23 protein-coding genes and 1 pseudogene are annotated in these 24,060 nt (G+C 72.9%); 11 read left to right on the plus strand and 13 right to left on the minus strand.

The annotated features are described in order from the left end of the window. From VGX25_RS12980 to VGX25_RS13000, 5 genes and pseudogenes are all read left to right on the plus strand, one after another. Nucleotides 1-271, plus strand: a pseudogene (locus VGX25_RS12980) (hypothetical protein); the annotation flags it as partial. Nucleotides 272-274: 3 nt separating this feature from the next. After that, a complete protein-coding gene (locus VGX25_RS12985) occupies nt 275-994 on the plus strand; it encodes an ESX secretion-associated protein EspG (RefSeq protein WP_326917967.1) in 720 nt (239 codons plus the stop codon). Nucleotides 995-1,154: 160 nt separating this feature from the next. After that, nucleotides 1,155-1,349, plus strand: a complete 195-nt coding sequence (locus VGX25_RS12990; protein ID WP_326917968.1) for a hypothetical protein — start codon at nt 1,155-1,157, stop codon at nt 1,347-1,349. An 84-nt stretch (nt 1,350-1,433) separates the two neighbouring features. Further along, entirely contained in the window at nt 1,434-1,976 is a 543-nt protein-coding gene (locus VGX25_RS12995; protein ID WP_326917969.1) for a sigma-70 family RNA polymerase sigma factor, read from the plus strand. Next, nucleotides 1,969-2,715 carry a hypothetical protein gene (locus VGX25_RS13000; protein ID WP_326917970.1) on the plus strand — a complete coding sequence of 249 codons (747 nt, stop codon included), beginning with the start codon at nt 1,969-1,971 and terminating at the stop codon, nt 2,713-2,715. The genes VGX25_RS12995 and VGX25_RS13000 overlap by 8 nt, the downstream gene beginning before the upstream one ends. On the opposite strand, the gene VGX25_RS13005 is transcribed toward VGX25_RS13000, so the two are convergent. After that, nucleotides 2,708-3,448 (minus strand): TetR/AcrR family transcriptional regulator, encoded by a 741-nt coding sequence (locus VGX25_RS13005; protein ID WP_326917971.1) that lies wholly within the window; start codon nt 3,446-3,448, stop codon nt 2,708-2,710. The two genes, VGX25_RS13000 and VGX25_RS13005, sit on opposite strands and share 8 nt — an antisense overlap. 236 nt (nt 3,449-3,684) lie before the next feature. Beyond that, nucleotides 3,685-5,487 carry a DUF2339 domain-containing protein gene (locus VGX25_RS13010; protein ID WP_326917972.1) on the minus strand — a complete coding sequence of 601 codons (1,803 nt, stop codon included), beginning with the start codon at nt 5,485-5,487 and terminating at the stop codon, nt 3,685-3,687. Between the two features lie 72 nt (nt 5,488-5,559). Between VGX25_RS13010 and VGX25_RS13015 the strand changes: the two genes are divergently transcribed. Then, complete coding sequence (locus VGX25_RS13015; protein ID WP_326917973.1) at nt 5,560-6,387, plus strand: ribokinase; 828 nt, start codon at nt 5,560-5,562, stop codon at nt 6,385-6,387. Here VGX25_RS13015 and VGX25_RS13020 read toward each other — a convergent pair. The 6 genes from VGX25_RS13020 to VGX25_RS13045 are packed head-to-tail and all read right to left on the minus strand — an operon-like array spanning nt 6,378 to nt 12,263. After that, nucleotides 6,378-7,565 (minus strand): glycine C-acetyltransferase, encoded by a 1,188-nt coding sequence (locus VGX25_RS13020; protein ID WP_326917974.1) that lies wholly within the window; start codon nt 7,563-7,565, stop codon nt 6,378-6,380. The two genes, VGX25_RS13015 and VGX25_RS13020, sit on opposite strands and share 10 nt — an antisense overlap. Next, a complete protein-coding gene (gene tdh, locus VGX25_RS13025) occupies nt 7,565-8,596 on the minus strand; it encodes an L-threonine 3-dehydrogenase (protein WP_326917975.1) in 1,032 nt (343 codons plus the stop codon). Before tdh ends, VGX25_RS13020 begins: the two co-directional genes overlap by 1 nt. A gap of 11 nt (nt 8,597-8,607) precedes the next feature. Continuing rightward, nucleotides 8,608-9,258, minus strand: coding sequence for a DUF1707 SHOCT-like domain-containing protein (locus VGX25_RS13030; RefSeq protein ID WP_326917976.1), 651 nt, complete (start codon nt 9,256-9,258; stop codon nt 8,608-8,610). A gap of 28 nt (nt 9,259-9,286) precedes the next feature. Then, on the minus strand, nt 9,287-9,928 hold the full coding sequence (locus VGX25_RS13035; RefSeq protein WP_326917977.1) for a response regulator transcription factor: 642 nt from the start codon (nt 9,926-9,928) through the stop codon (nt 9,287-9,289). Next, nucleotides 9,925-11,055 carry a MacS family sensor histidine kinase gene (macS, locus tag VGX25_RS13040; protein ID WP_326917979.1) on the minus strand — a complete coding sequence of 377 codons (1,131 nt, stop codon included), beginning with the start codon at nt 11,053-11,055 and terminating at the stop codon, nt 9,925-9,927. Before macS ends, VGX25_RS13035 begins: the two co-directional genes overlap by 4 nt. Further along, a complete protein-coding gene (locus tag VGX25_RS13045; RefSeq protein ID WP_326917980.1) occupies nt 11,052-12,263 on the minus strand; it encodes an AI-2E family transporter in 1,212 nt (403 codons plus the stop codon). The genes macS and VGX25_RS13045 overlap by 4 nt, the downstream gene beginning before the upstream one ends. Before the next feature lie 62 nt (nt 12,264-12,325). On the opposite strand from VGX25_RS13045, the gene VGX25_RS13050 reads away from it, so the two are divergent. From VGX25_RS13050 to VGX25_RS13065, 4 genes are all read left to right on the plus strand, one after another. After that, nucleotides 12,326-13,189, plus strand: a complete 864-nt coding sequence (locus VGX25_RS13050; RefSeq protein WP_326917981.1) for a hypothetical protein — start codon at nt 12,326-12,328, stop codon at nt 13,187-13,189. Next, on the plus strand, nt 13,111-14,550 hold the full coding sequence (locus tag VGX25_RS13055) for a hypothetical protein (RefSeq protein ID WP_326917983.1): 1,440 nt from the start codon (nt 13,111-13,113) through the stop codon (nt 14,548-14,550). The genes VGX25_RS13050 and VGX25_RS13055 overlap by 79 nt, the downstream gene beginning before the upstream one ends. Before the next feature lie 182 nt (nt 14,551-14,732). After that, nucleotides 14,733-15,518 (plus strand): hypothetical protein, encoded by a 786-nt coding sequence (locus VGX25_RS13060; RefSeq protein WP_326917984.1) that lies wholly within the window; start codon nt 14,733-14,735, stop codon nt 15,516-15,518. Between the two features lie 166 nt (nt 15,519-15,684). Then, complete coding sequence (locus tag VGX25_RS13065) at nt 15,685-19,035, plus strand: hypothetical protein (RefSeq protein ID WP_326917986.1); 3,351 nt, start codon at nt 15,685-15,687, stop codon at nt 19,033-19,035. Nucleotides 19,036-19,084: 49 nt separating this feature from the next. Here VGX25_RS13065 and VGX25_RS13070 read toward each other — a convergent pair whose 3' ends face one another. After that, entirely contained in the window at nt 19,085-19,507 is a 423-nt protein-coding gene (locus VGX25_RS13070; protein ID WP_326917987.1) for a MarR family transcriptional regulator, read from the minus strand. Between the two features lie 50 nt (nt 19,508-19,557). On the opposite strand from VGX25_RS13070, the gene VGX25_RS13075 reads away from it, so the two are divergent. Continuing rightward, complete coding sequence (locus VGX25_RS13075; RefSeq protein WP_326917988.1) at nt 19,558-20,010, plus strand: MarR family winged helix-turn-helix transcriptional regulator; 453 nt, start codon at nt 19,558-19,560, stop codon at nt 20,008-20,010. Here the strand turns inward: VGX25_RS13075 and VGX25_RS13080 are convergent. The 4 genes from VGX25_RS13080 to dnaB all read right to left on the minus strand — a co-directional run bounded on the left by VGX25_RS13080 (nt 19,989) and on the right by dnaB (nt 23,641). After that, complete coding sequence (locus tag VGX25_RS13080) at nt 19,989-21,197, minus strand: RNA polymerase sigma factor (RefSeq protein ID WP_326917989.1); 1,209 nt, start codon at nt 21,195-21,197, stop codon at nt 19,989-19,991. The genes VGX25_RS13075 and VGX25_RS13080 overlap by 22 nt on opposite strands. Nucleotides 21,198-21,199: 2 nt before the next feature. Continuing rightward, nucleotides 21,200-21,544 carry a YciI family protein gene (locus tag VGX25_RS13085; RefSeq protein ID WP_326917991.1) on the minus strand — a complete coding sequence of 115 codons (345 nt, stop codon included), beginning with the start codon at nt 21,542-21,544 and terminating at the stop codon, nt 21,200-21,202. 35 nt (nt 21,545-21,579) lie between these two features. Then, nucleotides 21,580-22,161 carry a dihydrofolate reductase family protein gene (locus VGX25_RS13090; RefSeq protein ID WP_326917992.1) on the minus strand — a complete coding sequence of 194 codons (582 nt, stop codon included), beginning with the start codon at nt 22,159-22,161 and terminating at the stop codon, nt 21,580-21,582. A 106-nt stretch (nt 22,162-22,267) separates the two neighbouring features. Further along, nucleotides 22,268-23,641: a replicative DNA helicase gene (gene dnaB / locus VGX25_RS13095; protein WP_326917993.1), complete on the minus strand. Its 1,374-nt coding sequence runs from the start codon at nt 23,639-23,641 to the stop codon at nt 22,268-22,270. Nucleotides 23,642-24,060 lie beyond the last annotated feature (419 nt).

The raw sequence follows: 24,060 nt of genomic DNA on the forward strand, positions 1-24,060 counted from the left end.
TGCCGGTGGTGGGTCGGGACGCGGTGCGGGTGGGGCGACCGGGTTGCGATCGCCCGGCGCGGCGGCCACCGAGGCGGCCGCGGGTGGGCGCGGTGCGGCGGGTGTGCGGGGTGGGGGCGGCATGGCCGGTATGCCGGTGGGGGCCCGGGGCGGGGGTGATGGGGACACCGAGCATGAGCGGCCCGCTTATCTGCAGGAGCCGGACCCGGAGTCGCTGTTCGGCACCGACGAGTTGTGTGCGCCCCCGGTGATCGGCGCGGACGAGGAGTAGCCCATGTCCGCGGTGGCGGAGCTGTCGTTGCCGGCCGTTGACGTTCTGTGGGAGGACCTTGGGCTTGGGGGCGTGCCGTTTCCGCTCGAGGTGCCTGGGCACGGTGAGACGGTGGGTGAGCGGGCTCGGATCAGGGCGGCGGTGTACGGGGAGCTGGAGCTGCGCGGGTTGGGTGTGGATGAGTTGGAGGGTGTGCTCGGGTTGCTGGCGCGGCCGGAGATCGGCGTGGATCTGGTCGGTCGGTTGGACCCGGAGGGTGGCGAGCCGGTTCGGGCGGTGGCGGTCGCTCGGGGGCGGCGGGGAATGCGGGCCGTGCAACGGAACCGTGGCGTTGAGCTGAGCGAGGTGCGGGACACCGCGGTGGTCGCGTCGATCGTGGAGTTGCTGCCGGCGCAGCGGCCGGGGCCGGGGCGGTCGATCACCTTGCCGGTGGCGGCGCTTGAGGCCAGGCGGCCGGTGACACACCGGGTTGAGCGGCAGCTGGTAGCCGCGATCATGGATCGGCCGGTGGCAAGGGTCGGCCAGTTGGGTGTCATGGTGCGCGACGACCGCGGCGGGGTGCGGCGGTTGCCGGGCATCGCGTGGTTCGACACCGACCAGGGCCGCTACGCCACAACGATCCGGCGCGGTGGCGACGGGGCGGACTGGACCACGTTGTTCCCGGCCGACAACGCTCGGCTGGCCCATCGGCTGAGCGACATGATCGCCGCCGTGCGCCGCTGAGGTGTCGGTGGGCTGGATAGCGTCGCCGCATGCGGATCCCGGGACTGCCCGAAGCCGACATCGGCCGCCTGCACGAGGTGGTCGGGCCGGAGGTGTACGCCGCGGCGCGCGGTGTGCGCGGCGGCGTGCGGTCGCGCGGATTGCCTGGGATGCCGAGGAGTTGGCGCTCGGCGGCGCGGTGCACGGCAGGGCCGGTGAGGTCTACGAGACGATGGCGTACCTCAGGGACTCCGGTGGGGGTCGGCTGATGGCGCTCAAGGCGCGGAAGGCCGAGCTGTTCGCCGGCGTCATGGACGACGGCAACGCCTTCGCGGCCGGCCTCGGCGCGGACGACATTCGGGGGCTGTTCGCGTAGCAGGGTGGAACCGGGCGCCCCGCCGCGGTGTAGGAGAGGGCGGTACTCCAGCGCGAGGAGACAGCCACGGACGATGACGAGGCCGTGACCAAAGCCCGTGCCGGTGACCGGGAGGCGTATGCCGTCCTGGTCGCCCGGTACAGCGCGCTCGCGCACCGAACCGCGTACCTGCTCGGCGCCGGACCGAACGCCGAGGACGTGGTGCAGGAGGCGTTCGTGAAGGCATTCCGCGGGTTGGGGGCGTTCCGCCCCGGCGGTTCCTTCCGGCCGTGGCTGCTGCGGATCGTCGCCAACGAGGCCCGCAACCTGCACCGATCATCGCGGCGGCGGGCGGCGCTCGAGCTTCGCGTGGCCGGCATGGCGGACCGGGCCAGCGCCTCCCCGGATCCGGAGTCCGAGGCCATCTCCGGGGCGTCCCGGGCCGCGTTGCTGAACGCGGTCCGAGCGCTGCCGGAGCGGGACTCCCTCGTGGTCACCTGCCGGTACTTCCTCGACCTGTCCGAGGCCGAGACCGCGCAGGTGCTGGGCTGGCCGCCGGGCACGGTGAAGTCCCGGCTGTCGAGGGCGCTCGCCCGGCTGCGTCCGGTGCTCGCCGGCCGCCTCAGCGAGGAGGCGGCGCATGACTGATCGGCTCGACGTCGTGGAGGTGGCGCTGCGGGACCTCGGCGCGCACCTCGCCGTGCCCGAGCCCCCGGACGTCACCGACGCGGTGCTGGCCCGGTTGGACGAGCCGCCGGCCAGGCCGCGGTTCGGGCAGTCCCGGCTGGTCAAGGTCGCCGCGGTCGTGCTGGCCGTGCTGGTCGCGCTTGGTGCGCTGATCACCGTGTCGCCGCCGGTGCGCGCCGCGGTGCTGAACCTGTTGCGGTTCGCCGGAATCGAGCTGCGCACCGACTCGGCCCCGCCGGCGTCGCTGCCACCAAGCCCGGCCCCGCTGCCGAACGAGCGGGTCGTGGACCTGCCGACCGCCCGGCAACTGTCCCGGTTCCCGGTGGCCGTCGCCGAGGCGCTCGGGCCGCCCGAGCGGGTGCTGCTCATCGACGGCACGCCGCCGCGGATGGTGTCCCTGCTGTACCGCGGTGGAACCGTCCGGCTCGACCAGTTCGACGGGACGCTGGACCTGGCGCTGTACAAGAAGCTGGTGGGCGGCGAGGGGTTCGACTGGGTGCAGCGGCCCGGCGGCGAGCCGGCGATCTGGGTGGACCGGCCGCACGAGGTGGTCTACGTCGACCGGGACGGCCACGAGCATGTCGAGTCGGCCCGGCTGTCGGGCAGGACGCTGATCTGGCAGGCCGGCAACGTCACCATGCGCCTGGAGGGCGACCTCAGCGTGGGCGAGGCGTTGGAGATCGCCGGATCGGTCAGGTGAGGCCGACCTGGTGCACGAGGTCGGCGAGCAGCGCCTCGAACAGCGGCTCCGGCTTGGACACCGCGAACGGGAACCGGCCGAACACCTCGAGCGCGATCTGGCCGTAGAGCCGCACCCAGAACTTCAGGATGGCGTAGGCGGTTCCGATGCCGAGCACGCCCTCCGGCACCTCGAACCCGGCCTCGCGGATCGTGGCCACCAGGCTCGCCCGGAACGTGTCCACGTCGGCACGCACCTCGACCGGCACCGAGTCGTCCGGCGGGGCGGTCAGCGTCATCGTAGTCAGCACCTTGCCCGCGACGGCAAGGAAGATCCGGCCGAACGGGTCGGTCGACGGCACCAGGATCTGCATTCCGCCGTTCTCCAGCAAGGACGGCTCGAGCGGGGACGCGAAGACCAGGCTGAACTCCTGCGGATGGGCGATGGCCCACAGCCGAAAGCCCCGGCAGATGGCCAGAACCTGGCCGACCACGTCGCCCTCGGCGATCTCGGCGAGGTCGGCGTCGAGCACCGCGGCGAGATCGATGCAGATGTCCGTCCTGATGTGCTCGATCAGGTCCTCGCGGGAGGTGTAGTAGCGATACAGCGCCGGGGCGGTGATGCCGACCTTCCGCGCGATCGCCCGCAACGTCACGGCATCCGGGCCGCGGTCGATCAGCAGGGCCCGGGCCTGCTCCCGAATCTCGCGATCGGTGTCCGCCTTGCTTCGCTCTCGGCGTGTGGACGCCGTCATCTCTCACCCCAATGGCCGACTTTGTCCGCTTCTGTTGACAGTACGGCAACCCGGAGCGCTACCGGCACCGACCGCTCGGGGGGCTACGCGATCGGCGCCGGCAGCGCGAAGCCCGGCGTGGGGCCGGGCCCCGACGCTGGGTCTCACAACCCGGCGTGGGCTCTCGGGGGAGAGTTGACGAACATTGTGGCATTCACCGTGCCCGCACCCACCTATTCGTTCACAGTTGCATACGGTTACCCGCTGGTTCGCCGGCCGCGGGCGGCGACCAGCCGGGCGTAGCGGGCGCCGGCGGCGAGCAGCACCAGCCCGGCCACCAGGAACGCGGCCACCCTGGCGATCCCGTCCAGCGAGGAAAGGTCGAACAGCACCAGCTTGGTCAGCGCCGCGGCCACCAGCGCGAGCCCGGCCACCCGCGGCGGGACCGAGTCGACCCCGCGCAGCAGCAGGACCAGCGCGCCCACCGTCCAGGACACCGTCAGCAGGACATGGCCGAGCAGGAACCCGCTGCGGTCCGGGGATATCGCCAGGCCGATCGACAGCGTCGCCCCGCTCGCCCCGTGCAGCGCCACGATCCCGCCCCAACCCCAGGCGTGCGGCGCGCGGACCCGGTCCAGCCGAACGGCCGCCCAGCCGAGCGCGATCGCCGCGACGGCGAGCAACAGCCCGGTGAGGCCGGCCGTGGCCACGGCGCCGGCCGGGATCGTGCGCGCCGGCGGGACGGCGAACATCCGGGGCGGCAGCGCCACCACGAGCGTGAGCAGCAGCCCGCCGAGGCCGAACAGCGCCGAGCCGAGCAGGGCCGCCGGGTACCGCAGCCGCACCGAGATCAGCGTCAGCAGCACCGATCCGCCGAGCAGCGCGATCGCCCGCGCGTTGCCGTCCAGCGCGGTCGCGGTGGCCTGGAACAGCGCGAGGATCCCGGCCCCGCCCGCGGCCATGGCGAACCGGTCGGGCACGGCCAGCGCCCCGGTCCGGTGCAGCGCCCACACGGCGACGAGCAGCACCCCGATCGCGGCCGGCAGCGCGGCGGCGGCCAGCCGGGGCACCAGGATCGCGGCCAGCATCGTGGGCAGCGGCGCGATCAGCAGCAGGCCGAGCGGCAGCTCGTCGGCCGGCCGGCGGGTCGCGGAAAGCGTGGCGAAGGCGACCTGTACGGCGCTGGTCACCAGGCTCAGCACCGCGATCGTGGCGGCGTCGAGCGCGTTGCGCTCGTTGGTGGCCAGCGAGATCATGATCATCGTGGCGATCAGCGGGGGCAGCCCGGCGGCCAGGCTCAGCCCGCCCCACCGCCGGCCGAGCTGCACCGGGGTCGTGGCGATCTGGAGCACCAGCAGGGAACCGAGCAGCAGCGGGACGAACCCCTCGGTGAGGATCGGCGCGCTCACCGCGCAGGACACCACGACGAACACCGCGAACAGCTGGGAATCCCAGCGTCCGGCGACGGCGAGGCCGGCGAGCAGACCGGCCAACGGCGGCAGGAACCCGTACAGCGTGGTCGCCGCGAGCACGTCCAGGTACAGCACCGCGATCCCGGTCGCGGCAAGGGCGTACGCGCCGGTGCGGGCGTTCGGGTTGCGGTGCAGCCACATGCCGATTCCGACCAGCGCAAGGCCGAGCACGACGCCGAGGAGCACGCGCGGCCGCGGGCCGAGGTAGCCGTTCTGGATGGCCAGCACGAGCAGCAGCACGACGCCGGCGAGCGTCACGACCCCGCCGGCCCAGGCCAGGATCCGGCTGCCGGCGCCCTCCCGGCTCACCCGCTCCCAGAACGTCGGCCCGGTCGCCATGGTGGGCTCGGCCGGCGTCCACGCCGGCGGCGGGGCCACCGACTCGGGGAACCGGGGCAGCTGAGGGGGTGGCGGCGTCGTCGCGGGACGGGTCGGCGGCTCGGGGGTGGGTGGCACGATGGTGGATGTCTGTGTGGCGGTCCCCGGTCGGAGGCCACGCAACTCGTTGCTGATCTCGCGCAACCGGTCGCCGACCTCGCTGAGCGCGTCGGCCACCCAGAGCAGGGATTTCGAGCTTTCAGTAGCCATATCGGCCAGTGTCGGCGGGCCGGTGAATGCCGGGATCCGTACGACTACTTATGCACGGTAACAATGTGGCCCATGGACATCGTCGTGCTCGGGTCGGCCAACGCCGATCTCGTGGTGGAGGTGGACCGCCGGCCCGCCGCGGGTGAGACCGTGCTCGGCTCGGACACCAGCGTGCTGCCGGGTGGAAAGGGCGCCAACACGGCGGTGGCCGCGGGCCGGCTCGGCGCCGGGGTGGCGTTTCTCGGCGCGGTCGGCGCCGACGCCCACGGCGACCTGCTGCTGGACTCCCTGCGTTCGGCCGGGGTGGACGTCTCGCTGGTCCGCAGGCGCGACCGGCCGACCGGGATCGCGTACATCACCGTGACCCCGGACGGCGAGAACTCGATCGTGGTCTCGCCCGGCGCCAACGCCGCCCTCGATGTGTCCGATGTGGACATCGACGGGGCGCGGGTGCTGGTGGCCTCGCTCGAGGTTCCGGTGCCGGTGGTGGAGCACGCGGTCGCCGAGGCCGTCGCGCGCGGGGTGCGGGTGGTGCTCAACCTGTCGCCGGTGGCCCGGCTGTCCGCCGAGACCCTCGCCGGGCTGGATCCGTTGGTGGTCAACGAGCACGAGGCCGCCTGGCTGCTCGGCGGGGCGCCGGATCCGCCGCGCCTGCTCGAGCTCGGCGTGCGGTCGGCGGTGGTCACGCTGGGCGCCCGCGGGGCGGTGGTGGTCGAGGACGGCCGCACGCGTGAGATCGCCGCGCCCGAGGTGACCCCGGTGGACACCACCGGCGCAGGGGACGCGTTCACCGGGGCGCTCGCGGTCGGCCTCGCCCGGGGTGCGGACCTGGTCAGCGCCGCGGAGTTGGGCGTGCGGGTGGCCGCGGAGTCGGTGACCCGGCCGGGCGCTCAGGGCTGACCCAGCCGCTCCCTGGCCGCGATGAAGGCGTCGACGGCGCGGTCGACGTCCTCCGTGGAGTGCGCGGCGGACAGCTGCACCCGGATGCGGGCCTTGCCGTGCGGCACCACCGGGTAGGAGAAGCCGATCACGTAGATCCCCTGGTCCAGCAGCAGATCCGCCATCCGCGAGGCGAGCGCGGCGTCGCCGATCATCACCGGGATGATCGGGTGCTCGCCGGGGAGCAGGTCGAAGCCGGCCTCGGTCATCCTGGTACGGAACAGATCAGTGTTCGCGCGCAGCCGGGCGAGCAGGTCGCCGGAGGACTCCAGCAGCTCCAGCCCGGCGATCGCGGCGGCGGTGATGGCCGGCGCGAGCGAGTTGGAGAACAGGTACGGCCGGGAGCGCTGGCGCAGCAGCTCGATGATCTCCGCGCGGCCCGAGGTGTAGCCGCCGCTTGCCCCGCCGAGCGCCTTGCCCATCGTGCCGGTGAGGATGTCCACCCGGTCCATCACGCCGAACCGCTCCGGGGTGCCGCGTCCCTTGTCCCCGATGAACCCGACGGCGTGCGAGTCGTCCACCATCACCAGCGCGTCGTGCCGCTCGGCCAGCTCGCAGATCTCGTCCAGCGGGGCGAAGTAGCCGTCCATGGAGAACACGCCGTCGGTGGCGATCAGCCGGTACCGTGCGTCGGCCGCCTCCTTGAGCTTGGCCTCCAGGTCGGCCATGTCCCGGTTGCGGTAGCGGAACCGGCGCGCCTTGCACAGCCGGATCCCGTCGATGATCGAGGCGTGGTTGAGCTCGTCGGAGATCACCGCGTCCGCCTCGCCGAGCAGCGTCTCGAACAGCCCGCCGTTGGCGTCGAAGCAGGAGCTGTACAGGATCGTGTCGTCGGTGCCGAGAAACTCCGACAGCTTCGCCTCGAGCGCCTTGTGCGGTTCCTGCGTGCCGCAGATGAACCGCACCGACGCCATGCCGAAACCCCAGCGGTCCAACCCATCCTTGGCCGCCGCGACCAGCGCGGGGTGGTCGGCCAGCCCGAGATAGTTGTTGGCGCAGAAGTTCAGCACCTTCGGCCCGTCCCCGACCCGGACCTCCGCGCTCTGCGGAGTGCCGATCACCCGCTCCGCCTTGTACAGCCCGGCATCGCGGATCTCGTCCAAGGTCTTGCGGATGTCTTCCCGCATCGCGCCGAACATCAGGCCTCCGTCCAGTCCAGAATTACTTTCCCGCACCGTCCACTTCGGGCAGTGGCGAACGCCTTGACGTACTGGGTGTACGCGTACCGGTGGGTGATCACCGGGGTCAGGTCGAGCCCGCCCTGCAGCAGCACGGACATCGCGTACCAGGTCTCGAACATCTCCCGGCCGTAGATGCCCTTGACGGTGAGCATCTTGAGCACGACCACGCTCCAGTCGATCGCGATCTCCTCGGCGGGCAGGCCGAGCATGGCGATCCGGCCGCCGTGCGTCATGTTCGCGATCATCTCGCGCAGCGCGGACGGCTGGCCGGACATCTCCATGCCGACGTCGAAGCCCTCGCTCATGGCCAGCTCGGCGTAGATGTCGCCGATCGCCCGCTCGCTGACGTCCAGCGCCCGGTCCACGCCGATCTTGCGGGCCAGCTCCAGCCGCGGCTCGCTGACGTCGGTGATCACCACGTGCCGGGCGCCGGCGTGCTTGGCCACCGCGGCGGCCATCAGCCCGATCGGCCCGGCGCCGGTGATCAGCACGTCCTCGCCGAACACCGGGAACGCCAGCGCGGTGTGCACGGCGTTGCCGAACGGGTCGAAGATCGCCGCCACGTCCAGGTCGACCCGGTAGTCGTGCACCCACACGTTCTGCTCCGGCAGCATCGCGTACTCGGCGAACGCGCCGTCGACGTGCACGCCGAACCCCCGCGTGTTCGCGCACAGGTGCCGCCGGCCGGCCTTGCAGTTGCGGCACGTCCCGCAGATCAGGTGCCCCTCACCGCTGGCGAGGTCGCCAACCGACACCTTGGTCACCGCCGGGCCGACCTCGACGACCTCGCCGACGAACTCGTGCCCGATCACCCGCGGGGGTCGGATGGTCCTGGCCGCCCAGTCGTCCCAGGAGTCGATGTGCAGATCCGTGCCGCAGATCCCGGTCCGCAGTACCCGCATGACCACGTCGTCGGGCCCGGGGGTCGGATCGGGCACGTCGGTCAACTCCAGCCCGGGGCCCTGGGCGACCTTGACCAGAGCCTTCATGCCATCACCTTCTAGTCCCGATCCCAGCTGACCTTCCAGGGAAAGCGAATCACCAGCGCGCCGATGCGAACGTAGGTGGGGCGCCGGACCTTCAGCGAGCCGGCCCTGATCAACCCGGACAGGACGAAGTGCGGCCGCCCGACCCGGCCGTCGCCGACCCTGTCCTTGACGCTGCCGGCGTGCACCTCGACCTCGCCGCTGGACACCGACGCGCCGTCCGGCACGATGATCTCCACCGACCCGCCGGCCACGTCCAGCTCGACGGCGACCTCGGCGTGATCGATGCGGGCCTCGGTGAAGTCCAGCTCCACCGAGCCCATCCGGTTGCGCACCAGCAGCGTGCTCGGCACGTCCCAGCGGCCGACGCGCTTGAGCGCCGACATCGTGGCGCGCAGCTCGACCGGCTGCTGATGCCGCGGCGAGGTGGCCTGCTGGTGCACCATGCCCGGCAGATCCACCAGCACCGCGTTGAGCTCGGCCCTGGTCTTGGCGGCCAGCGCGGTATCCGTGCGCGTGGTGAACTCGTCCAGCGTGATCAGACCCTGCCCGATCGCCTTCTGCAGCAAGCCGACGACATGCTCGCGCTCGGCGTCCGACACCCGCAGGTCGCGCGGGTCGACCGGGCCGGGGAGCGGTGCCGTCGACCCCGGTGTCTCGTTCACACCCCCCACCGTATTCCTCTCCACTCGATCAGGAGTCCAAACCGTGCTCGATCGCGTAGCGGGCCAGCTCGACCCGGTTGTGCAGCTGCAGCTTGCGCAGCGTGGACTGGACGTGGTTCTCCACCGTGCGGTGGGAAAGGACCAGCCGGTCGGCGATCTGCCGGGCGGTGAGCCCCTTGGCCACCAGCCGGAGCACGTCGGTCTCCCGCTCGGTCAGCCGCGGGCCGGCGTCCTCCGGCTCGGCCGCCATCCGCCGGTACTCGCCGAGCACGAGGCCGGCAAGGCCCGCGGTGAACACCGCGTCCCCGGCGGCCGTGCGGGTCACCGCCTCGACCAGCTCCTCCGCCGACGCCGACTTGATCAGGTAGCCGGACGCCCCCGCCTTGACGGCCTCGAGCACGTCGGCGTGCTCCCCGCTGGCCGACAGCACCAGCACCGTGGTGCCGGCCAGCTGCGCGGTGATCTGCGCGGTCGCCTCCACCCCGGACGCGCTGCCCAGGTTGAGGTCCATCAGCACCACGTCCGGCCGGACGGCCTTGGCGATCCGCACGGCCGACGCCGCGTCACCCGCCGTCGCACGCACGTCGAAGCCGCGCTCGGCGAGGTCGCGCGCCACCCCGTCGCGCCACATCGGGTGGTCGTCCACCACCATCACGGAGATCTTGCTCATCGGGGCACCCGCACCTCCCACTCCGTCCCCGCGCCCGGAGCCGTGTCCAGGGTGACGGTTCCGCCGAGATCGCGCACCCGGCCCTTGATGGACCGCGCGATGCCCAGCCGGCCCTCGGCCTCGGCCGCCTCGATCCGCCCGGCCGGGATGCCGGCGCCGTTGTCGCGCACGCTGACCACGACCTCGCTGCCGAGGTCCTCGACCAGCACCCAGGCCTTCGCGTGCGGGCCGGCGTGCCGCTCCACGTTGGCCAGCGCCTCACTCACCAGCGACTCCAGCTCGGCGACGCAGGCCGCGGGCAGCCACACCGGCGTGGCCGGCACCGACACCTGAATCCGGCCGTTGGCAAGGACCTGCAGCCGCGGCGACAGGTCCACCGAACCGTCCTCAGTGGACTCCGGTGGTCCGGTGGCGACCAGCGAGCGCAGCGCCACCTCCTGCTCCCCGGCGAGTGCGGCCAGCTCCGCCGCCTCGCCGCCCAGCTCCGCCCCGCGTTTGCGCACCCTGGCCAGAACCTGCAGCACGCTGTCGTGGATCGAGCGGGCCAGCCGCTCCCGCTCGGCGTTGGCCGCCTCCGCCCGCAGCGCCCGTGCCAGGCGCTCGGCCGCGCGCCGCGAGGTGCTGGCCGCCATGCCGAGCACGAGGCCGGCCGCGATCAGCAGCACCGCGTCCCTGGTCAGGTCGGTGTCGACGTAGCCGCGCACGGCGTAGTTGACCGCCGCGACCACCGCGCCGAAGATCGCCCCGACCACCGGCCCGCCGCGCACCGCCCCCACGGCCACCGCGCCGGTCACCCAGATCGTCGGGAGCAGCGGCACGGCAAGGACGGTGAGCTGCTCGTGCGTGAGGACCAGCCGGGAGGTGGTCATGATCACGCAGGACACCACGAGATCCAGCACGGTGAACCACTGCCAGCGCGCCGACTCCCGCAGGTACACCACCGAGGTGATCGCGGTCCACGCGGTCATCACGCCGACCATCACCGCGCCGAGCACGGGCCGGAAGTACTCGTGGTAGTGGTCGACCACGACGCCCGCGGCGAACATCAGCGTCAGGATCCGCAGCACCACCGCGCCCCACCACAGTGGGGTGGTCGGATCCTGCGGCGGCGCCGGCCGATCGGTCACGGTCGCTCGGCGGGCCCGCCGGTCTCGGCGTCGCCGGTGCGTTCCCCGACGACCGCCGCCTCGTCGGACTCGACCAGCGGATCGACGTGCTCCGGCTCGGCCACCTCTTCGTGCAGCAGCGATCTGATCCCGGCGTTGAGCACCGCCAGCAGCGGCACGGCCATCAGCGCGCCGGCGATGCCGGAGGCGACCAGCCCGGCGGCGATGGCCAGCACCACGGCCAGCGGGTGCAGCTTGACCGCCCGGCCGAGCAGCCACGGCTGCAGCACGTGGCCCTCGAGCTGCATCACCGCGATCACGACGGCCAGCACGATCAGGGCGGCGATGAAACCGTTGGCCACCAGCGCGACCAGCACGGCGACCGTGCCGGCCACCACCGCGCCGATGATCGGGATGAACGCGCCGAGGAACACCAGCGCGGACAGCGGGATGACCAGCGGCACCCCGACGATCCACAGCCCGATGCCGATGCCGACCGCGTCCACCAGCGCCACCGCCGCGGTCGCCCGGACGAAGCTCACCAGCGCGGCGAAGCCCCGGCGGCCGGCGACGTCGACCCGGTCGCGCACCCGCTCCGGCACGCCGCGCACCAGGAAGCGCCAGATCGCCCGGCCGTCGTACAGGAAGAAGATCAGGATGAACAGGGTGAGCACCAGGCCGGTGAGCACCTCGCCGATGGTCGTCGCGGTGGTGATCGCGCCGGAGGTGATCGCGGACTGGTTCTCCTTGATCGTGTCGACGGCGTTGTTGACCACGTTGGTGATCTGCTCGGCCTCCAGATGCATCGGCCCGTTGATCAACCAGTTCCGGATCTGGTCGAGGCTGTCGGCGACCTGCGCCTGCAGATCGGGCAGGCCGTCGATGAACTGGATGATCACGAAGGTGAGCAGGCCGCCGACCACGGCAAGGCCGCCGATCATGACGAGGGCCGTCGCCGCCGCGCGCGGCACCCGCCACTTCACCAGCCGGTCCACCCCGGGCGCCATCAGCGCGGCGAGCAGCAGCGCGATCGCCACCGGGATCACGATCTGGAAGAAGTAGCCGGCCAGCCAGATGATCACGTAAAGGCCGGCGATCACGAGCAGGAAGCGCCACGACAGCGCCGCGGCCACCCGCAGCCCCCGCGGCACCAGGGGGGTCACGTCGGCGCCGGCCGCGGGCTCTCGGTGCTTGAGGCCGGCGACCCGGCCCTTCAACGTTCTGGTCATCGGACGCCACGGTATCGGTCGAAGCCCCCGTGCGGGTGAGCAGATTCTGGTCTGATACCCGCGTGGACGAGTTCGTGCCCGTCGCGGAGCTGACCGAGACCGAGCGGGCGGTCCGCGCGGCGTTCGGCGCCGGGGAGCGGTGCAACCTCGCCACGCGGTCCGACCGGAAGGTCCGCGCGGCGGTGCTCAGCGGGCTGCTGGCCGGTGCGTACCCGGTCGGCGGCGGGCTCGGGCCGGCGCTGCGGCTGGACCACGCGATGATCACCGGCCGGCTGGACCTGGAGGGCCGCACGGTCGACCCGGTCGTGAGCCTGCGGTGGTGCACGTTCGACCAGACGCCCCGGCTGACGATGGCCCGGCTGGTCGGGCTGAGCCTGCGCGGCTGCCACGTCCCCGGGCTGCGCGCAAGGAACCTGCGGGTGGCCAGCGATCTGGTGCTGGAGCCCGGGTTCACCAGCACCGGCACGGTCGACCTGACCGACGGCACGGTCGAGGGCACGCTGCGGCTGTCCGGCGCGGTGCTGCGCCGGCCGGGCGGCGAGGCGCTGCTCGCGGCCCGGCTGCGGGTGTCCGGGTCGATCACCGCGGTGGCCCTGCGCGCCGAGGGCGAGGTGCGGCTGCGCGGCGCCAACGTCGGCGGCAGCATCTATCTCAGCGGGGCGGAGCTGCGCCACCCGGACGGGCATGCGCTGGAGTCGGCCGGGCTGGTCGTCGCGGGCAACCTGATGTGCGACGCGCGCGGCGGCCGGTTCCACGCGGCCGGGCGGGTGGTGCTGTCCGGCGCCCGGATCGGGGGCGACGCGGTGCTGTCCGGCGCCCGGCTGGACTCGCCGGTTCCGACGGCCAGGTGCTGGTCCTGCCGCACGGCTCGATGGACGACTCGTTCGTGCTCGACGCCGCGCGGCTGCGGGTGGACGGTGACGTGAAGCTCGACGACGGCTTCGTCGCGGCCGGCGGGGTGGGGCTGCGCAGCGCCCGGATCGGCGGGCACCTGCTGCTGTCCGGCGCGACGATCGGGCGGCGCGAGGCGGTCGCCGGGCTGTCGGCCGCGTTCGCCGCCGGGCGCGCGGTGGAGCGGGTGCCGGTGGCGCTGCTGGCCGACGGGGTGGAGATCGGCGGCGACGTCGAGGCCAGGGGCGCGCGGGCCGGCCGGATCGAGCGCGACGGCGATCCCCGGACGGCGTTCCGGGCGTACGGCCAGGTGCGGCTGGTGGACGCGCAGGTGCAGGGCAGCGCCAGCCTGTCCATGAGCCGGCTGCACGGCCCGGCCATCGACGCGCTGTTCGCCGACCGCCTACGGGTGGGCGGCACGCTGTTCCTGCGCCGGGTGCTGGTCAGCGGCTCCATCCGGCTGCAGAACGCCCATCTGGGCTCCAGTTTGGACTGCTCCGGCGCGCGGTTGAGCAAGCCGCGGCTGCGTCCGAACGGGTCGGTCAAGCCGTCGCTGGACGCCAGGGTCGCCACGATCGGCAAGGACCTGTTGTGCGGCGGCGGTTTCCTGGCCGTCGGCGGGGTTCGGGTGCGGCTGGCCGAGGTGGGCAAGCTGGCCACCTTCCACGGCGCGCGGTTGGGCGGTCCCACCCGGCCGGGGCATCCGGCGACCGCGGTCGCGCTGTCCGCGTACGGGCTGTCCGCCCAGGAGCTCGTGCTCTCGGTCCCGCCGGGCCGGCCCCCGCGCGGCCGGGTGGTGCTCGCCCGCGCAAGGGCGGTGACGGTGCTCGACGGGCCAGGGCTGTGGGCCGCGTCGGGCGGGGTGGACGTCGAGGACTTCGGCTACCAGTCGATCACCGCCGATCCCGAGGTCGGCGTGGCGACCCGGTTGCGCTGGCTGCGTGCCGTGCAACCGAACTTCGCACCGGGCCCTACGAGCAGCTCGCGGCGATGTACCGGGGCGGGGGCGACGAGGAGCGCGCCCGGCACGTGCAACTGGAGCGGCAGCGCCGCCGGTATGCCGAGCTGCACCCGCTCGGCCGGATCTGGGGCGCCCTGCAGGAGTGGACGGTCGGCTACGGCTACCGGCCGTGGCGCGCGATCGCCTGGCTCGCGGCGTTCTGGCTGTTCGGCACGCTGTGGTTCGCCGGGCACCGGCTCGCGCCGCTCGACCCGGGGACGCAGCCGGTGTGGAACCCGGCCCTGCTGGCGACGGATCTGGTGCTGCCGATCGTGGATCTGGGGCAGGACAAGGAATGGCAGCTGGCCGGGTCGTCGCAGTGGATCGCCGCGGCGCTCATCGCGGCCGGCTGGATCCTCGCCACGACGGCCGCCGCGGGCGCGACCCGGGTGCTGAAACGGAATTGAGCCGGGGGCCAGGGTCGACTACGGGTTGTTACCTGAGGAACACTCTGTGCTCGTCACACGATCAGGGAGTCTGTGCGTGTCGGACGTGCGCCGCGGGCGTCGGGAGTGCAAGCCTCACCGCTGCACGGCTCTGCCGAGCGACCGATCCCCGACGCGACAGGTATGTCTACTGTGGACGAAGCGACCACCGACACCGCCGCCATGGTGCGGCGCGTGCTGCGGCGGACGCTGATCGTCCTCGGTGGAACCGTTGCGGGGACGGCGATCGCGTGGGCCATCTCGGCCGCGTCGGCGTCCGCCGAGACGCCGTGCGAGGCGGCCCTGATCACCGACCTGCCCGGTCTGGAACGACTTGCCGAGACCGGGCCGGTCGTCGAGCCACTGTCCGATGTGGTGTGTGCGGTCGACCGGATCGCGCCGCTGCCCTCGGTCGGCGACCTGGGTGACGGCGCCAAGCAGGCCACGGACGACGTCGGTCGCCGTCTCGCCGGCCGGTTCGGTTGGGCCCCAGAGGTTCCCATCGATCTCGGCGAGCTCGGCTGGAGCGACCGCCAGGGCGCGTTGCCCACACCCGGCGGCGGCGCGCACGAGCCTCCATCCCTCGTGCCGCCCGTCGGCGAGCTTTCCGCCGCCGCTCCGGCCGAGATCAGCACACCGTTCCATTCGGACATTCACGCGGCGGGCAGCGCGACCGAGCGCGCTCTTGCCGACGGGATGAGCCGCCGCGGCTCGCCCCAGCCAGCGCCGTTCACCCCGCTCCTGCCGGTCCCGCCGGCCCCGGCATCCGTGCCGGCGCCCGGCCCGGCCGGCCACTCCGGCGGTGGCGCGGACGCTCCCGCCGCCGCCTTCTCCCTCACCGCCGGACGGCACGCTCTGGCCCGTGGCCGGGCGCTGCCCGCCGGTGACGCGCGCCGGGCCGGCGAGCCGGGCGACGCGCCGGGCACCACGCCCGACTGACCCACACCGGCGCGGCCGGTCGCGATCCCGTGGCTCGCACCGGCCCCCGCGCGCCGAATTCCGCCACCCCAAGGACTCGGGTGGTCGACTGCCCCGACGCTGTCCCAACGCGTCCGGCCACCCGACTAAACCCCCGCAAGGGAAAATCGGAAGGAGAACCTTCGAAATGCAAACCTGGGCGAAGCGCGGACTCCAGACCGCGCTGGTCACGGGTGGTCTGCTGATGCTGGGTACCGGCATCGCATCTGCCGACGAGGATGTGAACCCCGACCGGCCGGCGTCGCCGCTGGACGGGTCGCTGAACATCCCGGTCAACATCGACAACAACGTGGTCGGCACGCCGTTCGGGCCGATGGAGCTGCCGAGCGTGACGCACGGCGTCGACGTCAGCCTGTCCGACCTCGGCAACGTGCCGGGCGTCGTGTCCGAGGCGCTCGAACCGGTCCTCGGCTCCGGCGGCTGCACGACCGAGTGCGCGCCGGCCGAGGCCACCAGGGCGACCGAGGCCGACGCGTTCCGCGGCAACCGCGTCAACGGCGACCTGGTCGTGCCGTTCGACGTCTCGGGCAACGCGATCGGCGTGCTCGGCGACGCGGCGGTGGAGAACACCTCGAGCCAGACCGTCGACCGGGACCGTCCCGTGGTCACCCACGGCCACGATCTGCTGGCCGGCAACGTGGTCGACCTCGACTACGCGCTCCCGGTGCAGATCACCGGCAACGCGGTCAGCGGTATCGGCAACGCCGCCGCGAAGAGCTCGTCGACGCAGGAGGCCTCGGCCACCGGTGACCTCGACAGCGACGGCTCGTTCGGCACCCTCGCCGGCAACGTGCTTGCCGGCCAGGGCGCCACCCCGGTGCAGGTCACCGGCAACGCCGTGTCCGGCATCGGCACCGCGGAAGCGGAGTCCGACGCCAGCACCGAGGGCGCCGCGGGCGGCACGATCCGGGCCAGCGGGCAGAACGGCTTCGGCAGCGGCAACGTCGGCGGGGTGCCGCTCGGGTTCCCGCTCGAGGTCAACGGCAACGCCGTCGGCGGGGCCGCCAGCACCGGGTCCGAGTCCGACCACACCGCGAAGGCCACGGCCGGGCGGGAGGAGCTGGGCCGCTACGACCGGCCGACCTACATCCAGACCAACGGTGACCCGGCCGCGGTGGCCGGCAACGTGGTGGAGCCGGCGCTGTCCGGACCCGCCTCGGTCGAGTGCAACGCCGGTTCGGTGCTTGCCATCTCGGACGCCTCGTGCACCAGCGACAGCCCGACGGCCGCCGGCGGCACGGTCCAGACGACCGGCTCGGAGTCGCTCGCGGCCGGCAACGTCGTGGCCCCGTCCGCCGCGCTGCCCACCGAGGGCTTCGCGAACGCCGTCACCGGCGGCGGCGAGGCCACCGCCAACGAGGACAACACCGTGTCCTCGGACGCCGGCGGGTCGACCTTCACGTACGGCAACGACAGCGTGGCGTCCGGCACGGTCATCGCGCCGACGGCGAGCGGGCCGGTCGACATCTTCACCAACGCGGGGGCCGGGGCCGGCACCGCGGACGCGACCGCGGAGAACCGGTCCACCACGACCGCGGGTGGTGAGTCCGGCACCTCTGGCCCGAACTCGCTCGGCGGCGGCAACATCGGCAGCGTGCCGGTCGCGCTGCCGACCGAGGGCTTCGGCAACACCGCCGGCGGTCTGGGCGAGGCCACCTCGAGCGTCACCGAGACCAAGGTCTCCACGTCCGGCGGCACCGTCAACACCGACGACGCCGGCGGCTTCCTCGCGGCCAACGAGCTGCAGGGCGCGCTGTCCGGCCCGGCGCAGGTCGGCGGCAACGGCGCCGGCGTGGTCGGCAACACCACCTCGTCGGCCGACGCCGACAACACGGTGACCGCCGGTGGCGACAACATCGCCACGGGCACCGCCGGCACCCTCGCCGGCAACATCGGCCAGGCCGCGGTCGCGCTGCCCGCCCAGCTGTACGGCAGCAACGCCACCGCGGGCGGCATCGGAACGGCCGACGCCGTGGTCGACACCGCGTCGACGGCCGGCGGTCACGCGCAGACCGACGGTGCGGGCGGGCTCGGCACGGGAAACGTGGCGACCGTCCCGGCCGGCTCCGCGCTGCAGGGCTTCGGCGACTCGGCGGCCGCGGTCGGGCAGAGCACCGCGACCGGCGACAGCACGACGAGCAGCACCGCCGGCGGCGACACCAAGACCAACGGCACGGCCGGCACGGTCGCCGGCAACGTGGTCGGCGGCCACCTGCTGCCGGTGGCGCAGGGCTTCGGCGCCGCGGCCGCCGGTGTCGGCGGGTTGAACGAGGCCACCGGCGTCAACACCACCGACGCCATGTCCGGCGGTGACATCGCCACCACCGGCGACCGCGGGACGATCTCCGGCAACCTGGTGGACCTGCCGCTGGCCGCCGTCGCGCAGCCGTTCGGTGACGCCGCCTCCGCGGTCGGCAGCGACGCCACCGCCACCGGCGACAACACGACCACCGGCGTCGCCGGCGGCACCTCGACCACCAGCGGCGTCGGCGGGTTCCTGTCCGGTTTGGACGGAACGGTTCCGCTTGGCGCCAACGTTCCGGTCTACGACGTCCCGGTCGAGGTGCTTGCCAACGCCCTCACCGCGGCGACGCAGGTCAGCCAGCTGCAGGTGGGTGAGGCCGAGCCGGCCGTTAACCTGGCCATCACCGGCGACTCGGTTCCGGCGCTCGGCATCACCGACATGCCGAGGCTGCCGGAGGTTCCGGCCGCCGGCGAGCCGACGGCGCTGCCCGCGGCGCCCGACCTGTCGCTGCTGCCGGAGCTGACCGACCTGTCGGAGGTGTCGGAGCTGTCCGGGATGCCGCAACCCGGGGCCCGCTCCGGGCTGCCGGTGCCCGGCCTCGGCCCGATCTCGGGGCTGTTCGGCGGGCTGCTCGGCGGCGTCGGTGGCGGCATGCCGGCCGGTGACCTGACCGGCGGCCTGCCCGGTGGCGGCGTGCCGGGGCTGGACATGCTCGGCGGGCTGACCGGTCTGCTCGGTGGCGCGTCCGGCGGGGCGCCGGGTCTGCCCCAGCTGCCCGGCGCCGCGGCCCCGCAGCCGAAGATCGGCGCCCCGGCGCTGCCGGGCTCCGGGCTGCGTGACCTGCCCGAGCTGCCCGGCCTTGCCGACCTTGCCGACCTGGACGGGCTCGCCGGGCTGGAGTCGGTCGGCGAGCTGGTCGACGCGCTGGTCGACGGCGACCTCGGCGAGCTGCCCACGCTGTCCGAGGTGGGCGACGTGTCCGAGCTGCCCGGCGCGCCCGACGTGTCGGACCTGCCGGGGCTGGGCAACCTGCCCGGCGTGCCGGGGATTCCGGCCGTGCCGGGACTGCCGAACCTGACCGAGGTTCCGGTGGCGCAGCTGCCGACGGTCGACCGGCTGCCGCTGCACACTCCCGCTCTGTCCGGTTTGGACACCTCGACGGTGCTGAACCCGGAGAGCGCCACGCTGGCGGACACCCGGTCGAAGCTGGCCTTGCTGTTCGCCCAGCACTAACACCGGTTGACGAACGGGCCCGGGAGCAGCGCCGCTCCCGGGCCCGTTGTCATGTCCGCGGTCCCGACCCGGCCAGGTTGGCGGCCATCCGCTCGAGCACCGCGACCACGGTGCCGTACTCCTCGGCGGTGACGCCCGACATCACCCGGCGCCGGTCGGCCGCCACCCGCCGGCTCAGTGCGGCATGGGCGGCCGTGCCCTCGGCGGTGAGCGTCACGAGCCCGTCGGTGTCGCGCATCCAGCCGCGGCCGGACAGCTCCGCGACGACCGGCGCGGTGGTCGGTTCGGAGCCCGACCGGAACGGCGCCAGCGCGTCGTCCACATCGGACTGCGTGGCCGGCCCGTCGGCAAGCGTGTTGAGCACCTGCCAGTGCCGGCGGGTCAGCCGCTCCTCGGACAGCAGCCGCTCGAAGCTCTCCTCGAGCAGCCGGTCGACCTCCTTGAGCCAGTAGCCGATGGGCCGGTGCGACATCGCTCCTCCTCAATACATGCTAAAATACAACTAATTGTAAGATAGCATGTATGGACGAGGACGTGGCGGCGATCGAACGGGCCATGGTCGAGATCCGGCGGCTGCAGCAGCGGCGGACCCTGGCCAGGGTGAGCCGGCGGCGCTCCGGCGCCCGGGTCGACCCGACCCTGATCGCGGTCGCCGACGCGGTCGAGCAGCACGGCGACGAGCCGTGCACGGTGTCCTCGATCGCGGCCGCGCTCGGCGTCGACCAGCCGCGCGCCAGCCGGCTGGTGGCCCGCGCGGTCGACGACGGCCTGGTGGCCAGGACCGCGGACCAGGCAGACGGCCGGCGCGTGCTGCTCACCCTGACCCGCGCCGGCGCCGAGCAGCTGGCCAGGGTCCACCGCTTCCGCCGGGCGCTGTTCGCCGAGGCCATGGCCGACTGGTCGCCGCGCCAGGTGGCCACCTTCGCCCGCCTGCTGACCCGGTTCGTCGACTCCTACGCCCGGCTCACCGACTGAAGGCCGCGCCGCAGGAAGTCGCGCTCGGACACGTTGTCCGTGCGGGCGATGGCCGCCTCGTATGCCTGCGCCGCCTCGGCGTCGCGGCCGAGGCGGCGCAGCAGGTCGGCCCGGACGGCGTGGAACAGGTGGTAGCGGTCGAGCTCGAGCCCGTCGACGAGCGCGAGTGCCGCGGCCGGCCCGTCCACCTCGGCCACCGCGACCGCCCGGTGCAGCGCCACGACCGGGCTCGGGGTCAGCGCCAGGAGTTGGTCGTACAGCTGGAGAATCTGCCGCCAGTCGGTGTCGGCCGCGGTGGCCGCGGCGCTGTGCACGGCGTTGATCGCCGCCTGGATCTGGTACGGCCCCGGCTGGTTGCGCCGCAGGCACTGCCGCACGATGGCCTGCCCCTCCGCGATGAGCGCGCGGTTCCAGTGGCCGCGGTCCTGCTCGGCCAGCCGCACCAGGTCCCCGTCGGGGGTGGCGCGGGCGGCCCGCCGGGACTCGGTCAGCAGCATGAGCGCGAGCAGCCCCATGACCTCCGGCTCGTCGGGCATCAGCTCGGCGAGCAGCCGGCCGAGGCGGATCGCCTCCGCGCACAGGTCCGCGCGCACCAGCGCCGCACCGGAGCTCGCCGTGTACCCCTCGTTGAAGATCAGGTAGACGACAGCGAGCACGGCCCGCAGCCGCTGCGGCAGGTCGGCGTCCTTCGGTATCCGGTACGGGATCCGCGCGTCACGGATCTTGCCCTTGGCCCGGACGAGCCGCTGCGCCATGGTCGGCTCGGGCACCAGGAACGCGCGGGCGATCTCCGGGGTGGTGAGCCCGCCGAGCAGCCGCAGCGTCAGCGCGACCTGGGCCGGGACGGCAAGGGCCGGGTGGCAGCAGGTGAAGATCAGGCGGAGCCGGTCGTCGCGCACCGGGCCCTCCTCTACCGGTTCGTCCCGCGCGTGCAGCAGCGCGGCCTGCGCGTGCCGGTCGTCCCGGGACGCCTCCCGCCGCAGCCGGTCGATGGCCCGGTTGCGCGCCGTCGTGATGATCCATCCCGCCGGGCTCGCCGGCATCCCGTCGGCCGGCCACCGCTGCACCGCGACGGCGAAGGCGTCCTGGACCGCCTCCTCGGCGAGATCGATGTCGCCGAAGGCACGGACCAGGGACGCCACCGCGCGCCCGTACTCCTCGCGGAACACCCGCTCGATGTCGGGCATGGCTATTCGTCGGCGAACGGCCGCACCTCGATCGGCAGGCCGAGCACCCGCGCCAGCTTCGCGCCCCACTCCAGCGCGGAGTCCAAATCGGACGCCTTGACCACGGTGAACCCGCCGATGTGCTCCTTGCCCTCCGCGAACGGCCCGTCGGTCATGAGCACGTCCCCGTCCTTGACCCGGATCACCGTGGCCGTGCTCGGCGGATGCAGCCCCGCCGCGAACACCCACGCGCCGGCCGCCATCATCTCCTGGTTGAGCGCGTCGAGCTCGCGCATCACCGGCTCGAGCACTTCCGGCGGCGGCGGATCCCCGTCGGGCATGTAGATGCTGAGCAGGTACTGCTTCATCGTTGGCTCCTCCTCGGGCGCGGACGTTACTCCGGTCAGGCGGGCACGTAGCCCAGGATCTGGCTGCCGAGGCTGCTCGTCCTGGCCTCGACGAGCTTCAGCCGCCGCGGCTGGCCCGCGTCGCCGAACAGCCGCTTCCCGCTGCCCAGGACGATCGGGTGCACGAACAGCCGGTACTCGTCGACCAGGTCGTGCTCCATCAGCGTCCGCACCAGCTGACCGCTGCCAAGCACCACGATGTTGCCGCCGTCGCGCAGCTTCAGCTCCCCCACCGCCGCGGCCAGGTCGCCGGTCAGCAGCGTCGAGTTCGCCCACTCCACGCTGGACAACGTCCTCGACACCACGTACTTGGGCGTGCTGTTCAGATGCGCCGCCATCGGGTCGTCGTCCGGCACCGTCGGCCAGTACCGCGCCATTCCCTGATAGGTCTTCCGCCCGAACAGGTACGCATCCGTCCCCGCCATCCCCTCGGCCGCCGCCGCGCCCAGCGTGTCGTCGAAGTACTCCGCCCCCCAGCCGCCGTGCTCGTAGAACCCGTCCGGATCCTCGTGCGGATCCCCCAACGACTGCATCACGCCGTCGACCGACAGAAACTCGACCACAACCAGCTTCCGCATGGCTCGCTCCTGGGATGTCCCGGCCGGCGCCCTCCCGGCCTCTCACCTCCTACACGAACGCCCCCACGCCACATCGACACCCGGCGGAAGATTTTCGAGGTTCGCCTCAGCCCTGGGCCAGGTCGGCAAACCTGCTGTAGTGCAGCTGGTGCGCCACGGTCACCGTCGCCGTGGGCCCGGCCCGGTGCTTGGCCAGGATCAGGTCCGCCTCCCCCGCCCGCGGATCGTCCCGCTCCCACGCGTCCGGCCGGTGAATCAGGATGACCATGTCCGCGTCCTGCTCGAGGCTTCCGGACTCGCGGAGGTCGGCCAGCATGGGGCGTTTGTCGGTGCGTTGTTCGGGACCGCGGTTGAGCTGGCTGATCGCGACGACGGGGACCTCGAGCTCCTTGGCGAGGAGCTTGAGCTGGCGGGAGAACTCGGAGACCTCCTGCTGGCGGGACTCGACGCGCTTGCCGGAGGTCATCAGCTGCATGTAGTCGACGACGATCAGCTTGAGGTCGTGACGCTGCTTGAGCCGGCGGGCCTTGGCCCGGATCTCCATCATGGTCATGTTCGGCGAGTCGTCGATGAACAGCGGCGCCTCGCTGATCTCGCTCATCCGGCGCGCCAGCCTGGTCCAGTCGTCGTCGCTCATCCGGCCACCGCGCATGTCCTGCAGCCGGATCCGCGCCTCGGCCGACAGCATGCGCATGACGATCTCGGTCCGGCTCATCTCCAGCGAGAAGATCACGCTGGTCATCCCGTGCCGCACCGAGCACGACCGGGAGAGGTCGAGACCCAGGGTCGACTTCCCGATGCCGGGGCGGGCCGCGATGATGATCATTTGGCCGGGGTGCAGGCCGTTGGTGACCTCGTCGAGGTCGACGAAGCCGGTGGGGACGCCGAGAGCCGAGCCGCCGCGGGAGGCGATGGCGTCGATCTCGTCCATGGTGGGTTGGAGGAGCTCTTCGAGGGCCACGTAGTCCTCGGACAGCCGGCGCTCGGTGACCTCGTAGATGGACGCCTGGGCGCGGTCGACCACCTCGTTGACGTCGCCGCCGTCGGCGCCCGCGTAGCCGAGCTGGACGATCCGGGTGCCGGCCTCGACAAGGCGGCGCAGGATGGCCTTCTCGGCGACGATCTGCGCGTAGTAGCCGGCGTTGGCGGCGGTGGGGACGGTGGCGATCAGCGTGTGCAGGTACGGGGCCCCGCCGACGCGGCGCAGCTCCCCGCGCCGCTCCAGCTCGGCGGCCACCATGACGGCGTCGGCCGGCTCGCCCCGGCCGTAGAGATCGAGGATGCAGTCGAAGACGAGCTGATGGGCGGGACGGTAGAAGTCGGCCGAGCGGAGCACCTCGACCACGTCGGCGATGGCGTCCTTGGACAGCATCATGCCGCCGAGCACGCTCTGCTCGGCGGCAAGATCCTGGGGCGGCTGCCGGTCGAGGCTGCTCGGCGGCGCGGTGGACGTCGCCGGCCGGTCGTCGGTCAGCGCCACGGTGCTCTCCTCCGCCAGATCGCACGAGTGTTCGAATATACAAGATACGGAGCCGGCGGCCGGCCGACAACAACCCCGGGGTCGTCGGCGTGTCGGTCCTATTGCGACGGCCGGCGCCCGTCGGGTCGGCGCCGGCCGCGGAGGGACGTTAGAGCCGTCGAACGGTCCATAGCAAATCGCGCTGGGGACGCGCTTGGGGACAGCTTGGGGATGCCTGCCCACAACTGACCACAGGTGGGCCGAAACCTGGGGACAACTTGTGGACAAAAGCCGCCTTGAGGTGAAGACCGGCAGGTCAGAGCATGTGCATAGGTTGTGGACAACTTCGTGGAAATTCACCCCGGCGTGTCGCGAAAAATGCGTCGTCGGCGTGTCGCGGAGTGCTAAGCACACGCGACTGTCCACAGACCGAACCGCCC

The sequence above is a fragment of the Actinophytocola sp. genome, assembly GCF_035942955.1.
Lineage (GTDB): Bacteria > Actinomycetota > Actinomycetes > Mycobacteriales > Pseudonocardiaceae > DASYTH01.

What these genes read in the sequence shown, in the direction of transcription:
- VGX25_RS12985 (WP_326917967.1), top strand. Translation starts at nt 275, where the DNA reads ATGTCCGCGGTGGCGGAGCTGTCGTTGCCGGCCGTTGACGTTCTGTGG.
- VGX25_RS13000 (WP_326917970.1), top strand. Translation starts at nt 1,969, where the DNA reads ATGACTGATCGGCTCGACGTCGTGGAGGTGGCGCTGCGGGACCTCGGC.
- VGX25_RS13005 (WP_326917971.1), bottom strand. Translation starts at nt 3,448, where the DNA reads ATGACGGCGTCCACACGCCGAGAGCGAAGCAAGGCGGACACCGATCGC.
- VGX25_RS13010 (WP_326917972.1), bottom strand. Translation starts at nt 5,487, where the DNA reads ATGGCTACTGAAAGCTCGAAATCCCTGCTCTGGGTGGCCGACGCGCTC.
- VGX25_RS13015 (WP_326917973.1), top strand. Translation starts at nt 5,560, where the DNA reads ATGGACATCGTCGTGCTCGGGTCGGCCAACGCCGATCTCGTGGTGGAG.
- VGX25_RS13020 (WP_326917974.1), bottom strand. Translation starts at nt 7,565, where the DNA reads ATGTTCGGCGCGATGCGGGAAGACATCCGCAAGACCTTGGACGAGATC.
- tdh (WP_326917975.1), bottom strand. Translation starts at nt 8,596, where the DNA reads ATGAAGGCTCTGGTCAAGGTCGCCCAGGGCCCCGGGCTGGAGTTGACC.
- VGX25_RS13035 (WP_326917977.1), bottom strand. Translation starts at nt 9,928, where the DNA reads ATGAGCAAGATCTCCGTGATGGTGGTGGACGACCACCCGATGTGGCGC.
- VGX25_RS13045 (WP_326917980.1), bottom strand. Translation starts at nt 12,263, where the DNA reads ATGACCAGAACGTTGAAGGGCCGGGTCGCCGGCCTCAAGCACCGAGAG.
- VGX25_RS13065 (WP_326917986.1), top strand. Translation starts at nt 15,685, where the DNA reads ATGCAAACCTGGGCGAAGCGCGGACTCCAGACCGCGCTGGTCACGGGT.
- VGX25_RS13070 (WP_326917987.1), bottom strand. Translation starts at nt 19,507, where the DNA reads ATGTCGCACCGGCCCATCGGCTACTGGCTCAAGGAGGTCGACCGGCTG.
- VGX25_RS13075 (WP_326917988.1), top strand. Translation starts at nt 19,558, where the DNA reads ATGGACGAGGACGTGGCGGCGATCGAACGGGCCATGGTCGAGATCCGG.
- VGX25_RS13080 (WP_326917989.1), bottom strand. Translation starts at nt 21,197, where the DNA reads ATGCCCGACATCGAGCGGGTGTTCCGCGAGGAGTACGGGCGCGCGGTG.
- VGX25_RS13085 (WP_326917991.1), bottom strand. Translation starts at nt 21,544, where the DNA reads ATGAAGCAGTACCTGCTCAGCATCTACATGCCCGACGGGGATCCGCCG.
- VGX25_RS13090 (WP_326917992.1), bottom strand. Translation starts at nt 22,161, where the DNA reads ATGCGGAAGCTGGTTGTGGTCGAGTTTCTGTCGGTCGACGGCGTGATG.